The 14,246-nt window shown below is 65.5% G+C and carries 18 protein-coding genes; 5 read left to right on the top strand and 13 right to left on the bottom strand.

The window, feature by feature from the left end; all coding sequences use genetic code 11:
- Window positions 1–19: 19 nt before the first annotated feature.
- Window positions 20–2,479: a GcvT family protein gene (locus tag ACSSV4_RS05715; RefSeq protein WP_454274028.1), complete on the top strand. Its 2,460-nt coding sequence runs from the start codon at window positions 20–22 to the stop codon at window positions 2,477–2,479.
- Between the two features lie 6 nt (window positions 2,480–2,485).
- Here the strand turns inward: ACSSV4_RS05715 and ACSSV4_RS05710 are convergent, their stop codons facing one another.
- Window positions 2,486–2,968: a protein-tyrosine phosphatase family protein gene (locus ACSSV4_RS05710; protein WP_454274027.1), complete on the bottom strand. Its 483-nt coding sequence runs from the start codon at window positions 2,966–2,968 to the stop codon at window positions 2,486–2,488.
- A gap of 148 nt (window positions 2,969–3,116) precedes the next feature.
- Between ACSSV4_RS05710 and ACSSV4_RS05705 the strand changes: the two genes are divergently transcribed.
- From ACSSV4_RS05705 to ACSSV4_RS05690, 4 genes are all read left to right on the top strand, one after another.
- The gene (locus tag ACSSV4_RS05705; protein WP_454274026.1) at window positions 3,117–4,886 is read left to right on the top strand and encodes a DNA polymerase III subunit gamma/tau; all 1,770 of its coding nucleotides are present in this window, start codon (window positions 3,117–3,119) and stop codon (window positions 4,884–4,886) included.
- Between the two features lie 101 nt (window positions 4,887–4,987).
- A complete protein-coding gene (locus ACSSV4_RS05700; protein ID WP_454274025.1) occupies window positions 4,988–5,332 on the top strand; it encodes a YbaB/EbfC family nucleoid-associated protein in 345 nt (114 codons plus the stop codon).
- 67 nt (window positions 5,333–5,399) lie between these two features.
- Window positions 5,400–5,993, top strand: coding sequence for a recombination mediator RecR (gene recR, locus ACSSV4_RS05695; protein ID WP_454274024.1), 594 nt, complete (start codon window positions 5,400–5,402; stop codon window positions 5,991–5,993).
- A 52-nt stretch (window positions 5,994–6,045) separates the two neighbouring features.
- Window positions 6,046–6,375, top strand: coding sequence for a DUF1294 domain-containing protein (locus ACSSV4_RS05690; protein WP_454274023.1), 330 nt, complete (start codon window positions 6,046–6,048; stop codon window positions 6,373–6,375).
- 6 nt (window positions 6,376–6,381) lie between these two features.
- Here ACSSV4_RS05690 and ACSSV4_RS05685 read toward each other — a convergent pair whose 3' ends face one another.
- The 12 genes from ACSSV4_RS05685 to ACSSV4_RS05630 all read right to left on the bottom strand — a co-directional run bounded on the left by ACSSV4_RS05685 (window position 6,382) and on the right by ACSSV4_RS05630 (window position 14,242).
- Window positions 6,382–6,582 carry a hypothetical protein gene (locus ACSSV4_RS05685; protein WP_454274212.1) on the bottom strand — a complete coding sequence of 67 codons (201 nt, stop codon included), beginning with the start codon at window positions 6,580–6,582 and terminating at the stop codon, window positions 6,382–6,384.
- Window positions 6,583–6,633: 51 nt separating this feature from the next.
- The gene (locus ACSSV4_RS05680) at window positions 6,634–7,764 is read right to left on the bottom strand and encodes a beta-ketoacyl-ACP synthase III (RefSeq protein ID WP_454274022.1); all 1,131 of its coding nucleotides are present in this window, start codon (window positions 7,762–7,764) and stop codon (window positions 6,634–6,636) included.
- A 127-nt stretch (window positions 7,765–7,891) separates the two neighbouring features.
- Entirely contained in the window at window positions 7,892–8,848 is a 957-nt protein-coding gene (locus ACSSV4_RS05675; RefSeq protein WP_454274021.1) for a 2-hydroxyacid dehydrogenase, read from the bottom strand.
- A complete protein-coding gene (locus tag ACSSV4_RS05670; RefSeq protein WP_454274020.1) occupies window positions 8,845–9,183 on the bottom strand; it encodes a tRNA-binding protein in 339 nt (112 codons plus the stop codon). The genes ACSSV4_RS05675 and ACSSV4_RS05670 overlap by 4 nt, the downstream gene beginning before the upstream one ends.
- A complete protein-coding gene (gene proC / locus ACSSV4_RS05665; protein WP_454274019.1) occupies window positions 9,176–9,991 on the bottom strand; it encodes a pyrroline-5-carboxylate reductase in 816 nt (271 codons plus the stop codon). Before proC ends, ACSSV4_RS05670 begins: the two co-directional genes overlap by 8 nt.
- Before the next feature lie 44 nt (window positions 9,992–10,035).
- Complete coding sequence (locus ACSSV4_RS05660) at window positions 10,036–10,536, bottom strand: YbjN domain-containing protein (RefSeq protein WP_454274018.1); 501 nt, start codon at window positions 10,534–10,536, stop codon at window positions 10,036–10,038.
- A 210-nt stretch (window positions 10,537–10,746) separates the two neighbouring features.
- Window positions 10,747–11,592 carry an urea carboxylase-associated family protein gene (locus ACSSV4_RS05655; protein ID WP_454274017.1) on the bottom strand — a complete coding sequence of 282 codons (846 nt, stop codon included), beginning with the start codon at window positions 11,590–11,592 and terminating at the stop codon, window positions 10,747–10,749.
- Window positions 11,593–11,596: 4 nt separating this feature from the next.
- The gene (locus ACSSV4_RS05650; RefSeq protein ID WP_454274016.1) at window positions 11,597–11,806 is read right to left on the bottom strand and encodes a hypothetical protein; all 210 of its coding nucleotides are present in this window, start codon (window positions 11,804–11,806) and stop codon (window positions 11,597–11,599) included.
- 3 nt (window positions 11,807–11,809) lie between these two features.
- Window positions 11,810–12,385, bottom strand: coding sequence for a carboxymuconolactone decarboxylase family protein (locus tag ACSSV4_RS05645; protein WP_454274015.1), 576 nt, complete (start codon window positions 12,383–12,385; stop codon window positions 11,810–11,812).
- 99 nt (window positions 12,386–12,484) lie between these two features.
- Window positions 12,485–12,634 carry a hypothetical protein gene (locus tag ACSSV4_RS05640; RefSeq protein WP_454274014.1) on the bottom strand — a complete coding sequence of 50 codons (150 nt, stop codon included), beginning with the start codon at window positions 12,632–12,634 and terminating at the stop codon, window positions 12,485–12,487.
- A gap of 95 nt (window positions 12,635–12,729) precedes the next feature.
- Window positions 12,730–13,437 carry a ZIP family metal transporter gene (locus ACSSV4_RS05635; protein ID WP_454274013.1) on the bottom strand — a complete coding sequence of 236 codons (708 nt, stop codon included), beginning with the start codon at window positions 13,435–13,437 and terminating at the stop codon, window positions 12,730–12,732.
- 25 nt (window positions 13,438–13,462) lie between these two features.
- Window positions 13,463–14,242, bottom strand: coding sequence for a succinate dehydrogenase iron-sulfur subunit (locus ACSSV4_RS05630; RefSeq protein ID WP_454274012.1), 780 nt, complete (start codon window positions 14,240–14,242; stop codon window positions 13,463–13,465).
- Between the last annotated feature and the right edge of the window lie 4 nt (window positions 14,243–14,246).

Below are 14,246 nucleotides of genomic sequence, written 5' to 3'. Positions count from 1 at the left end.
CGCCAAACAGGGGCTCGTCATGAACCAATCCTTTCCCGGCCACGCGCAGGTGGTCATCATCGGCGGCGGCTCGATCGGCTGCAACATCGCCTATCACCTGGGCGAGCGCGGCCTCACGGACGTGGTGGTGCTGGAGCGCGACAAGCTGACCTCGGGCACCACCTGGCACGCGGCGGGCGAGATCGTGCCCGCCGTGCTGGGCAGCGAGTGGGAATGCGAGCTTTACACCCATGGCCGCAACCTGATCGCCGGGCTCGAGACGGAAACCGGACAGGCCACCGGCTTTCGCCGGGTGGGCTATATCCAACCCGCCGATACGGCCGAGCGGCTCGAGGAGATGCGGCGCGGCGCGGCCTTCATGAGCCGGTTCGGCATCGAGGTGCACGAGATTTCGGCGACCGAGGCCGCCGAGCGGTTCCCCATCGGCGATTTCTCCGACACCATCGCCGCCTTCTGGTATCCGCAGGAGGGGCGCACCAACCCGGTGGATACCACCATGGCGCTGGCGCGCGGCGCACGCAATCATGGCGCGCGGATCATCGAGGATACCAGCGTCACCGACATCCTGGCGCGCGATGGCCGCGCCACCGGCGTGCGCACCGACAAGGGCGAGATCACCGCCGATCACGTGGTGATCGCCGCCGGCATGTGGTCGCGCCAGATCGGCGCGCGGGCCGGGATCAACCTGCCACTTCAGGCCGCAGAACACTATTACCTGCTGACCGAGCCGATGCAGGGCTGCCACCGCGACCTGCCGCTGCTGGAGGACCCGCACAGTTGGGCCTATTTCCGCGAGGAGGTGGGCGGCCTCTTGGTGGGGCTGTTCGAGCCTGACGCCGCGCCGTGGAACATCGAGGCGATCCCCGAACATTTTTCCTTCGGCGAGATCGAACCGGACTGGGACCGCCTCGCACCGCATCTGGAGACCGCCTTTCGCCGCGTGCCCGCCGCCGCCAATGCCGGGCTGCGCAAGCTCTTTTGCGGGCCAGAGAGCTTTACCCCCGACCTTGCCCCGCTGGTGGGCGAGGCGCCGGGGCTGCGCAACTGCTGGGTCGCGGCGGGGCTCAATTCGCTGGGCATCCTCTACGGCCCCGGCATCGGCTGGACGCTGGCGCACTGGATCGCCGAGGGGCATTGCCCGGTCGATCACACCGCCTTTAACGTCCAGCGCTTCGCCGATGGCAGCCACAACACACCCGCCTTCCGCCGCGCCCGCACGCCCGAACTGCTGGCCAAGAGCTTCGGCGCGCATTTCCCCAATGAAAGCTTCCAGACCGCGCGCGGGCTCAAGCAATCGGTGCTGCACGAACGGCTCAAGGCCGCAGGTGCCTGTTTCAGCGAGAGCCACGGCTGGGAACTGCCCGACTGGTTCGCGCCGACGCCCGAAGAGGCCAAGGTGGAGCGCTACAGCTGGGGGCGGCAGAACTGGTTCGACTGGCACGCCGCCGAACACCGTGCGGCGCGCGAGGACGTAATCGTGATGGACATGTCGGCGATGGCAAAGTTCCTCGTGCAGGGCCGCGATGCCGTCACCCTGCTCAACCGGATCAGCTGCAACGAGGTGGACGTGACGCCGGGCCGCGTGGTCTATACCGCCTGGACCAATGCGCAGGGCGGCTTCGAGGCGGATCTCACGGTGACCCGCCTCTCCGAGGACCGGTTCATCGTGGTGGTGGGCGAGAACAGCCACGGCCACACCGAAACCTGGATGCGCCGCCATATCGGCGAGGGCGAATTCGTCACCATCACCGACATCACCGCCGGGGTGACGCAGATCAACGTGCATGGCCCCAAGGCGCGCGAGTTGATGCAGAGGATCAGCGACGCGGACCTCTCCAACGAGGGCTTTCCCTTCATGTCGGCCCGCCCCATCGACCTCGGCTTCTTCGAGGTGCTGGCGCTGCGCGTGACCTTCGTGGGAGAGTTGGGCTGGGAGCTGCACGTGCCCAGCCTGCACGCGGTGCAGGTCTATGACCTGCTGATCGAGGCGGGCGCGGATCTGGGCCTGCGCGACGCGGGCATGCAGACGCTGTCATCCTTGCGGCTGGAAAAGGCCTATCGCGATTTCGGGGTCGATGTCGACAATACCGACACCCCGATCGAGGCCGGGCTCGGCTTTGCCGTCAAGCTTGACAAGCCCGGTGGCTTCATCGGCCGCGACGCGCTCGCCGCGATCAAGGCGGCGGGCACGCCCCGGCGGCGGATGCTGCAACTCCTGCTCACCGATCCCGAACCGCTGCTGCACGGCAACGAGACGATCCTGCTCGACGGCGCGCCGGTGGGCCACATCCAGGTCGGCGCCTACGGGCACACCTTGGGCGGTGCCGTGGGCATCGGCTTTGCCGAAACCGAGGCACCGCTCACCGCCGAGCTGGTGGCGAACGGCAACTGGCAGATCGACATCGCCGGGCAAAAACTGCCTGCCACCGCCTCGCTCAAACCGCTCTTCGATCCGGCGATGGCGCGCGTGAAATCCTGACCCCCTTTACTTGCGCAGCGCCCAGGCCAGTTGCGCTTCGGTCTCCACCGCGCAGGGGCGCATCGCGCGCAGCCGCCGCAAGGCCACCTCCGGTCTCTCGCCGCATTCCACCATCAGCCGCAGCGCCGCCATGCCGCTGCGCCCGCAACCGGCCCGGCAATGCACCAGCACCCGGCCACCGCCCCTGAGCGCCGCGCGCGCCGCCGAACTCGCCGCGCGCCAGTCGGCGGCGCTGTCGCGCTCCGGCACGCCCATGTCCGCCACCGGAAAGGCGATCCAGCGCGTGCCCATGTCCTGCACCTCGGCCCCGACATCCGCCGCGCCCTGCGCCACCATCTCCGCCTCGGTGGTCAGCGAGAGGACAAGCGCCGGTTTCCAGTCGCGCAGATGCGCCATGTCGGCGGCGCGGTCACCGCTTGTGCCCGGCAATGGCGCAAGCGCCAGCGTGCCGCCCCCCACATGCAGCGCGTGGATCACGAACTCCGCCATCGCCGCACGCCTCTTCCCCCGCTCCGCATCACACCCCTCCCAAGGCTACCGGCCACAGCTTTGCCGCGGCCTGCGCAAAAAGCAAGGTGGACGCCCCGCCTGCCCAGCTTTACCTTGCCCCAGACCTCCGAATCCGAAAGGCCCGCGCATGTCCGACACACCCAAGACCGGCTATCAGGTTCTGGCCCGCAAATACCGGCCCGAAACTTTTGCCGATCTGGTCGGACAGGATGCAATGGTGCGCACGCTCAAGAACGCCTTTCAGGCCGACCGCATCGCGCAGGCCTTTATCATGACCGGCATCCGCGGCACCGGCAAAACCACCACCGCGCGGATCATCGCCAAGGGTATGAACTGCATCGGCCCCGATGGGCAGGGCGGCCCGACGACCGATCCCTGCGGAGAGTGCGAGCATTGCCGCGCGATCATGGAGGGCCGCCATGTCGACGTGCTGGAGATGGACGCGGCCTCCAATACCGGCGTGGGAAACATCCGCGAGATCATCGACTCGGTGCATTACCGGGCCGCCTCGGCGCGCTACAAGGTCTATATCATCGACGAGGTGCACATGCTCTCGACAGGCGCGTTCAACGCGCTGCTGAAAACGCTGGAAGAGCCGCCCGCGCATGTGAAATTCATCTTCGCCACCACCGAGATCCGCAAGGTGCCGGTCACCGTCCTGTCGCGCTGCCAGCGCTTTGACCTGCGCCGGATCGAGCCCGAGGTGATGATCGCCCTCTTGCGCCGCATCTCGGACAAGGAAGGCGCAGAGATCACCGACGATGCGCTCGCCCTCATCACCCGCGCCGCCGAAGGCTCGGCGCGCGACGCGACCTCGCTTCTGGACCAGGCGATCAGCCACGGCGCGGGCGAAACCAGTGCCGAGCAGGTCCGCGCCATGCTGGGGCTGGCCGATCGGGGCCGGGTGCTCGATCTTTTCGACATGATCATGAAGGGCGACGCGGCGGGCGCCTTGTCCGAACTCGGCGCGCAATATGCCGAAGGGGCCGATCCCTTGGCCGTGCTGCGCGATCTGTCGGAAATCACCCACTGGATTTCCGTGGTCAAGATCACTCCCGACGCCGCCAACGACCCCACCATCGGCCCCGATGAGCGCGCCCGCGGGCAGGACATGGCCTCGGCCCTGCCGATGCGCATCCTCACGCGCATGTGGCAGATGCTGCTCAAGGCGCTCGACGAGGTGGCCGACGCCCCCAATGCCATGATGGCCGCCGAGATGGCGATCATCCGCCTGACCCACGTCGCCGACCTGCCGACGCCCGAAGACCTCGTGCGCCGCTTGCAGGACAGCCCGCCGCCACAGCCGGGCGGCGGAGGCGGCGCGCGGCCGCAGGCGCAAGGGCCAGGCACCTCGGCCCAAGGCACGTCCCTGCCCCACCCCACCCATTCCGGCCCCTCGGGGCCAGGCGCACGGGGCACAGGACAGGCCACGGCCCTTGCGCAGGACACCGAGGCGGCGCTCGCCCATTATCCCACCTTCGAGCATGTGCTCGACCTGATCCGCGCCAATCGCGACGCCAAACTGCTGATCGAGGTCGAAGGCTGCTTGCGTCTCGCCGCCTACCGCCCCGGACGGATCGAATTCACGCCGACACCCGACGCGCCACAGGACCTCGCACAGCGTTTGGGTGGCGCGCTGCAACGCTGGACGGGCAACCGCTGGGCCGTCACGCTGGTGAATTCCGCCACCACCCCCACCCTCCGCGAGGCGCGCGAGGCCGAGAGCACCGCGCTGCAAGCCGAGGCCCGCGCGCATCCGCTGGTCGCGGCGGTCTTCGCGGCCTTCCCCAGGGCCACGATCAAGGACATCAAGACCGCCCGGGATATCGCCACCGACGCCGGGGTTGAGGCCCTGCCCGAGGTCGAGGATGAATGGGATCCCTTCGAGGAGGACTGATCCCGCCGCTTGCCTGTCGCCTTTGTCATGCCAATATGCTTAAAGGCGGCGAAATCTTTCCCGGCCCTCGCTGCGGGCCACGATCCAGAGGAGATCAGAACATGTTCAAGGGTTTGGGCCAGATGGGCGACATGGCCAAGATGATGAAGGCGGCGCAGGAAATGCAAACGAAAATGGCCGACCTTCAGGAGGAAATGCACAACATCATGGTCGAGGGCCAGAGCGGCGCGGGCCTCGTCAAGGCGACCTGCACCGCCAAGGGCGAACTCAAGGGGCTCGATATCGACCCGTCGATCTTCAATTCCGACGACAAGGAAGTGGTCGAGGACCTGATCCTCGCCGCCATCAAGGACGCGCAATCCAAGGCCAGCGACCGCGCGCAGGAAGAGATGAGCAAGCTGACCGAGGGCATGGGCCTGCCCAAGGACATGAAACTGCCATTCTGAGTCTCACAGCTTCATCTTCCCGGAAATACTCATGCGGCGACATCGGCGCGCGAAACGGATCTGACGATTGAACAGCACCCGCGACATCGACGCCCTGATCGACATGATGGCGCGCCTGCCGGGGCTTGGCCCCCGGTCTGCGCGGCGCGCGGTGCTGCACATGATCCGCAAACGCGCGCTGCTGCTCACACCACTGGCGGATTTGATGCAGAACGTCGCCGCCACCGCGCGCGAATGTATGACCTGCGGCAATATCGGCACCACCGAGACCTGCGACATCTGCGCCAGCGAGAAACGCGCCAACGGCCAGATCTGCGTGGTCGAGGACGTGGCCGACCTCTGGGCGATGGAACGCGGACAGGCTTTCAAGGGGCGCTACCACGTCCTTGGCGGCACGCTTTCGGCACTCGATCAGATCGGGCCCGAGATGCTGCGCATCCCGCAACTGGTCGGCCGGGTCGAGGCCGAAGACATCACCGAAGTGATCCTCGCGCTCAACGCCACGGTCGACGGCCAGACCACCGCGCATTACATCGCCGACCAACTCGAAGGCAGGGTTACGCTCACTTCTCTCGCGCAGGGTGTTCCCATTGGCGGTGAGTTGGATTATCTCGATGACGGCACGATCAGCGCGGCGCTCTCGGCGCGCAAAAGCCTCTGAGCCGTCGCGTCACGCGGCACCTGAAACCACTCAACTACCTGAAAATATTGCCATGTCTCCGCTTGCCCTCGCCCTCAGCTACATCGTCGGGCTCAACCTCGTCACGCTTGGCCTCTTTTGGTGGGACAAGCAATGCGCGATCCAGAAACGCTGGCGCGTGCCCGAAAGCACGATGCTGACGCTGTGCCTCGTCGGCGGCTCGTTCGGGGCCAAGACCGGACAGGCGATGTTTCGCCACAAGACCCGCAAGGAGCCGTTCCGCACCTCGCTCAACGCGATCATGGTGCTGCATCTGGGATTTCTCTCGGCCCTCGTGCTGCCGGGGTTCCGCGCCTCGGTCGTGGCGATGCTGTACGACGCCTCCACCGCACTCTTCGGCTGAACGGGCTCAGCTGACCTCGTCTTCGAGATGCAGCTTCATCCCGATCAGCACCTGCTGCAACTGCGTGGTTTCCCGCAACAGCCGCTTGGCCTCGTTCGCAGTGATCCGGCCATCCTCGATGCTCTGCTGATACCCGGCCATCAGCAGCGCGAACCGCTGTGACAGGGCGATCACGTCGCCGTTCCGGCTCAGGGTGGCCCTGGACAAGCCCGGACATGTCAGTTGCAATTTATCCCGCAGGCTTGCGGGGTCCGGCCGTCACGCGGACCCGGCCCGTTCCACCAGAACCGAGCCCACCGAGTACCCCGCACCGAACGAACAGATCAGCCCCTTGTCCCCCGGCGCCAGATCATCGGAATACTGCGAAAACGCGATGATCGACCCGGCAGACGAGGTATTGGCATAGTCCTGCAGGATATTGGGCTGCTCGCCCGCCTCGGGCACACGCCCCATCACCTTGCGGCCGATGAAATCGTTCATCGTCTTGTTGGCCTGATGCAGCCAGAGACGGCGCAGGTCGTCCGCCGTGACACCTGCCTCGTCCAGATGCCCCAGAATATGCGCCGAGACCATCGGCAGCACCTCCTTGAACACCTTTCGCCCCTCCTGCATGAACTGCATGTCGCGCCGGTCGGCCACCCCATCCGGACGCGTGCGCCGCAGAAAGCCGTTATTGTTGCGGATATTGTTCGAGAATTTCGTCGCACAGCGCGTCGAATGAATCAGGAAATGCGCGCCCTGTGCCTCCTCCGCCGCCTCGATGACGACAGCGGTGCAGACATCGCCAAAGATGAAATGACAATCCCGGTCGCGCCACTCCAGATGACCCGAGCAGATCTCGGGGTTGACCACGATGGCGCGCCGCGCACTGCCCGCACGGATCATGTCCGCCGCCGCCTGAATCCCGAACGTGGCCGAGGAACAGGCGACATTCATGTCAAAGGCAAAGCCGCCCGCGCCCAGCAACTCCTGTATCTCGATGGCAATCGCCGGATAGGGCCGCTCGTGGTTCGAGGCGGCGCAGATGATCAGGTCGATCTCGGCCCCCGCGCGCCCCGCCTGCGCCAATGCCTTGCCACAGGCATCGAGCGCCATTTCCGCCATGATCCCCGGCTCGTCATCGCGGCGCTGACGCAACAGCGGATGCATCACCTCCGGGTCGAGCACGCCGCGCTTGTCCATCACATGCCGCCGCTCGATGCCCGACGCGTTCAGAATGAACTCCGGCGAGGACAGGCCCTTGGCCTCCACCTCACCCGCCGCGATGGCCTCGGCATGGGCCGCGTTGAACCGCTCGGCATAGGCGTTGAACGCCTCGACCAGTTCCTCGTTGCTGATCACCTCTGCGGGCGTGAACACACCCGATCCCGTTATCGCGGGCTGACCCATGTCGCTCTCCTCAAGGTTCCGGCCAGATCACCGCAGGGCTCCCCGAAGGTCAAGCGCAACGTGGCGCAAAAACCGGGCAAGCGGGGTTTCTTCTTGGCAAAAATACCCGAAATCCCCCGCCCGCCTCTCAGTTCACCAGGTTGGGCGGGGTCTCGCCGTCGAAAAACGCGCGCAGGTTCTCCACCGCCATCAGACCCATGGCCTCGCGCACCTCCAGCGCGGCGGTCCCCAGATGCGGCAGCAGTGTCACGTTCTCCATGGCTTTCAGGGCCTCCGGCACCTCCGGCTCGCGCTCGTAGACATCGAGCCCGGCACCCGCGATACGCCCCTCCTGCAGCGCCGCGATCAGGGCCGCCTCATCCACCACATCGCCGCGCGCGATATTGACGAGATGCCCCGTCGGTTTCATCGCGGCCAGCACCTCGGCATTGATGATATGCTTGGTCTCGGCCCCGCCAGGCAACGCGATGACGACGATATCCGCCTCTGCCGCCACATCCTCGATCCGTGGCAGTTGCCGGGCCTCGAACTCCACCTGCTTGTCCGAGCGGTTGTAATAGACCACCTCCATGCCAAAACCGAAATGACAGCGCCGCGCGATGGCCTGCCCGATGCGGCCCATTCCGATGATGCCCACGGTCTTGGCCGTAACATGCAGCCCCAGCATCTGCGTCGGGTTCCAGCCCGGCCATTTGCCCGCCCGCACCAGCCGCTCGCCCTCCCCCGCGCGGCGCGCGCTCATCAGGATCAGCGTCATCGCGATGTCGGCGGTCGCATCGGTCACCGCGCCGGGCGTGTTGGTGACGGCGATCCCCACCTCCCGCGCGGCGCCCGCGTCGATATGGTTATAGCCCACCCCGAAATTCGCCAGAATCCGGCAGCGGCTGCCCTCGGCCTCGGTGAATACATCCGCGCTGAACATGTCGCCAAGCGTCGGCAGGATACCGTCATAAAGCGCCAGCGCCCCGCGCATCTGCCCCAGCTTGAGCGGGGTGTTATCGTCGCGCATCTCCACCTCGAAATGGGCGCGTGCGACGTCGAGCACGCGGTCGGGCATGGGCCGGGTGATCAGGATCCGTTTCAATGCAGTCTCTCTCCGATGGGAACGTCCATGTCAGGGCGTATCAGAACGATATCGCCCTTGCTATCGCTCAGCCCCAGAACCAGCACTTCGGACAGAAACTTGCCGATCTGCCGGGGCGGAAAGTTGACCACCGCCAGCACCTGCCTCCCGATCAGCGCCTCGGGGGTGTAATGCGCGGTGATCTGCGCGCTCGATTTCTTCTCGCCAAGCTCCGGGCCGAAATCCACCCAGAGCTTGATCGCGGGCTTGCGCGCCTCGGGGTAGGGCTCGGCGCGGGTGACACGGCCGACCCGGATATCGACCTTGAGAAAGTCGTCGAACGTGATCTCAGCCATTGTGCAACTCCCGCGAACGATCCGCGGCAGCCGTGACCGTGCGCGCCATCAGCGGCGGCAGGCCGGTGTCCTCGTCCATCAGCACCTCCAGCCCCGCCTGCGTGGTGCCATTGGGGCTGGTGACGTTCTGGCGCAACTGCGCGGGCGTCTCATCCGCCGCCTCGGCCAGCGCCCCGGCGCCCACCACGGTCGCCTGCGCCAGTTGCATGGCAAGCTCCGGTGATAGCCCCTGCGCCTCGCCCGCCTTGGCCATGCACTCGATCATGTGAAACACATAGGCCGGGCCAGAGCCCGACAGCCCCGTCACCGCATCCATCTGCCCCTCATCCTCCAGCCGCACCACCTGCCCCACCGCCTGCAACAGCATATCGGCCAGATCGAGTTGCTCAGGCGTGGCATGGGCATTGCCGATGATCGCGGTGATGCCGCGCCCCACGGCGGCAGGGGTATTGGGCATCGCCCGCACGATCGGGGTCTCTGCCCCAAGCGCCTCTTCAAATGCGGAAATCGGCGTGCCCGCTGCGACCGACACAAAGAGCGTCGCACCATTGCCCCGGTCGCGCAGCACCGGCAGCGCCTTGCCCATCATCTGCGGCTTGACCGCGACCAGCACGATGGCGGGCGTGGCGGGCAGATCGGTGTTGATCCACACACCGGTGCCGCGCAGCCAGTCCGACGGGTTCGGGTCGATCACCCAGACCGAGGCGGGCGGCAATCCATCCGCCAGCCAGCCCTGCAACATGGCGCTGCCCATCTTGCCGCAGCCCAGCAGAACAAGGCCGTTTTCGGCCACGTGATCCATGGTCATGGTGATCCCCCGCGTCTGATTGCACCTTTTCGCGGGGGTCAGTGTTACGCGCGCCCGTAGGCCTCTGCAATGGCGACTTGCATCGCCTGTTGCGGGGTCTGATCGCCCCAGATCGCCAGTTGAAACGCCGGGTAATAGCGCTCGGCACTCAGCACGGCGGCGCTCAGCAGCGTGTCGATCTGCTCGGGCGTGGGTGCCTGCGCGCCCGCCATGACAAGGCCGTAGCGATAGACCATCAGCTTCTCCGACCCCCACCAGGTGAACGCGCCGGACCAGCACTGATCGTTGATTTCATTCAGGATTTCATAGAGCGCGGGCAACTTGTCCTCGGGCGGCTCCATGTCGAAGGTGCACACCAGCCGCAGCGTCTCGTCATGGTGCGACCAGGCAAGGGTCAGCGAATAGGTGCGCCATTGTCCCTCGACCGCCATGGCGATCTGATCGTCGCCGATACGGTCGAAGTCCCAATCGTGATCTTCGGCAATATGTTCCACGATATCAATGGGATGGAGGTCTTCTTGAAAGAAGCTTTCGGAAAGTGCCATGGCGCCGCCTCATTTGCTGTAGCGCGGGGGATGGCTACGCACCCCCAATGCTAGGTGCCTGCTCTACGGGCGGGGGCCATTCCCTCCGCCCATACAAGATATGGTGCGGGCATTCTGCCGGGCTGTAAAGCAAATTGTTGGGGACAAAGGCAATATGTTGTGGATGGATCGCCCTGCGCCTCAAGGCGTGGCAGGCCCCCCAGCGGACGCCTATCTGCCGTGACTGCGATCATACCCGTTGCGCGCCGGGCTCTGCCAGCCGCACAGCGCCCCCTCCACAGGCCGGAAGACCTCGACCATCAGCGGATGGCAAACCGCCGCATCGCTGGTATGCTCCGCCGAACAATCCCCACCCGGGCAGGCGCTCAACGCCCCCAGCAGGTCGATCTCGGCAAGGAACTCCAGGAAATCCCCGGGCCGCACCGGGCTCGCCTTCATGAAATACTGCCCGGTGTCGCGGGTAAACCCGGTGCACATGAAGACGTTGAGCACATCATGCACATGCCCCTCCGCCTCGGGCAGCGACACCCCCAACTCATCCGCCACCGCGCGCGTCAGGTTGGAATGGCAGCAATGGTGATACTGCAGCCCCGAGAGCAGGTTCCCGGTATAGGGATCGCAGCGCGTGCCGATCACGTCATGCACCGAGCCGCCGAACGCGTCGATCCCGTACCATTCCAGCGTATCCGCGACGATCGTCGCCATCGGGCGCAGATGTGGAAACGACGACCACAGACGCTCGCCGCGCGTCACATGGGTGCCATGCAGCGCCCGCGTCTTGCCGGAATAGAACCGCTCCGACAGGTCATGCGCGTTCCACAGGTTGAGGTCGCCGACCTGCGGCCCCTCGATGCTGCTGATCCTGAAAAACTCACCCGCGCCCACGCGAAAGCAGGCCGCCTCGCGCGGCGGCACCACCACCTCGGCCACCTTCTCCGCCCCCTCGCGCACCGCCGTATAAAGCGCCAGATCGGGCACCGGCAACGTGTCGTTGGGATAGCAGATCACGGGGGCCACGGCGCGGCGGGCGGCGGCATCGGCGGGGCTTCGGGTCATCGCGTCACGTCCTCTTGCGGCGGGGGTCGTGACAGACCTTCGGCGCGGTCCCGTCGGATGTAAAGACCTCAGCGCCACAGGCCACGCAATGCCAGCGCCGCCGCAGATCACAGCCGCTCACCCGGTATTCGCGCCACCGGCACTGCCGCGTCGCGCGGTTTGAAAAGATCAGCACGAGGATAAAGGCAACGATCAGCCCGACGACGACAAGCACATCCTACCTCTTGGCCAGCGCGTCTATCTTGTCCCCGAACTCGCCATAGCTCCGCGCCTGCGCCTCCGGCGAGGACCCCGCCGCCGGGTGCCCCTCGGGCGCGTCGGCATAATCGAAATTCACCCCCGTGCCCTCGATGATCCGGTTCATCATGTTGAAGAGCGCACAGACCTGCACCGCCTCGTAAAGCGCGGCCTCGGACCAGCCCGCGTCATAGACGGCCCTGGCATCCCGCTCCACCAGTTTGCTCGGCAGGGCGTTGAGCTTGGCCACATAGGCCAGCACCGGGCGCAGCTTCTCGTCCACCGGGGCGCTCTCCACATCCTCGATCAGCGCATCTATCAAAGCGCCGTCGATCCCGAACACCTCCGCATAGGCGCGATGCGCGCCGGCGCAGAACGTGCAGGCATTGAGCGCCGAGACATAGGTGGCAATCAGTTCCCGCTCACCCACGCTCAGCTCCCCCTCGCCGCGCAACAGCCCATCGGTATACTCCATCAAGGGGCGCACATTCTCGGGAAAACGCGCGTAGAGGTCCATCAGATGCGCAGGGTCGGGCAGGCTCGGCAAGAGCGGCATATCGGTGTCTCCTTCTTTGGGCGCGATCCTCCCAAACGCCCGGACAAAAGAAAACCCCCCGCCGCATGCGGCAGGGGGCACATCTGCGTGAGCCTCATGTCACGCGTCGTAATAGGCGTACATCTGCTCCAGCACGCTCAGGGTCGGCGCCTCGGGCCGGTTCGCCGGCGCCTCGGGGGTGTAATAGACCTCGACCCAATCGGGTTGGGCAGGCACGGGGGTTGCGGGTGTCTTGATCGGATAAGCCATGGTGTGATCTCCATTTTCCATGGCATCAAGATATGTCGCTGCACTGCAGCATAAACCCCCAAAGCCGCATGCTCGACATGCAGGGGTTGCAGGTCTCACCCGATCATCAGATCGCCCCACAGGCCAAGGCTAAACCCCAGCACCGCGCCCAGAGCCGGTGACCAAGCGTGCCCCTCATGCGAATCCGGCGCGACATCCTGAAAAATCAGGTAAAGGATACCGCCCGCCGCAAACAGCATGATTCCACCCAGAACCTGCGGTCTCTCGACCAGAAAGGTGAACCCGATGGCGGCACAGGCCGGGCCAAGCAAGGCCAGACCGGCAAAAAGCAGGACGATCCGCGTGACACGGACTCCACCGCCCCGCACGATCTCGCGAAACGCGGCAAAGCCCTCGGGCAGGTTTTGCAGAAAGATCAGACCGGCCAGCAGAATGGCGCGCTCTTTCTGCGCCGCCAGCAATGCGCCGATGGCCATGGCCTCGGGCAGATAATCAAGCAGCATCGCCAGAAGCTGCGCGCCGCGCCCGCCCCCGGCCTCAAGCCGCCGATCGACAAGGTAAAACGTCACTCCCCCCGCCGCAAAAGCCAAGAGCGTGACGGACGGTGACAGATCCTCGCGGCCGTGCGGGATCAGAACCAGAGCGATGGCGGCTAGCAGTGCGCCACCCCCGAAGGCCATGATGCCATGGGTGATCGCGTCCGGCAGCTTCCGGCACGTGGCCGACAACGCCAGAGCCGCCCCCAACGGCATCGCCGCCCCGGCTATCAGGGTCAGCAGCAGCGCAGACCAGATATCCGGCATGGCGACACTCTATACTATATTCGCCTCACACGTGCCGCTCGACCATCATCTTCTTGATCTCTGCAATCGCCTTGGCGGGGTTGAGGCCCTTGGGACAGGTCTTGGTGCAGTTCATGATCGTGTGGCAGCGATAGAGCTTGAACGGATCTTCCAGATCGTCCAGCCGCTCGCCCGTCGCCTCGTCGCGTGAATCGATGATCCAGCGATAGGCGTGCAACAGCGCCGCCGGTCCAAGGTACTTGTCGCCATTCCACCAATAGGACGGGCAAGAGGTCGAACAACAGGCGCACATCACGCATTCATAGAGGCCGTCCAACTTTTCGCGGTCCTCGATGGACTGCTTCCATTCCTTGGCGGGGGCGTTGGTCTTGGTTTCCAGCCACGGCATGATGCTGGCATGCTGCGCGTAGAAATGCGTGAGGTCGGGGATCAGATCCTTGACCACGGGCATATGCGGCAACGGGTAGATCTTCACATCGCCCTTGATCTCGTCCATCCCGTAGATGCAGGCGAGCGTGTTGATCCCGTCGATATTCATCGCGCAAGAGCCACAAATCCCCTCGCGGCAGGAGCGGCGAAAGGTCAGCGTCGGGTCGATCTTGTTCTTGATGTAGATGAGCGCATCCAGAACCATCGGCCCGCAATCGTCGAGATCGACGAAATACGTATCCACCCGCGGGTTCTGCCCGTCATCCGGGTTCCAGCGATAGATCGTGAACTTGCGCATCGTGCCGCCGGTCTCCGGCTTGGGCCAGGTCTTGCCCGCCACCATGCGCGAATTCTTGGGGAGTGTCAGTTGAACCATTTTC

This window comes from Roseovarius sp. MBR-154 (assembly GCF_053628595.1).
This window is presented reverse-complemented; position numbering and strand designations above follow the sequence as displayed.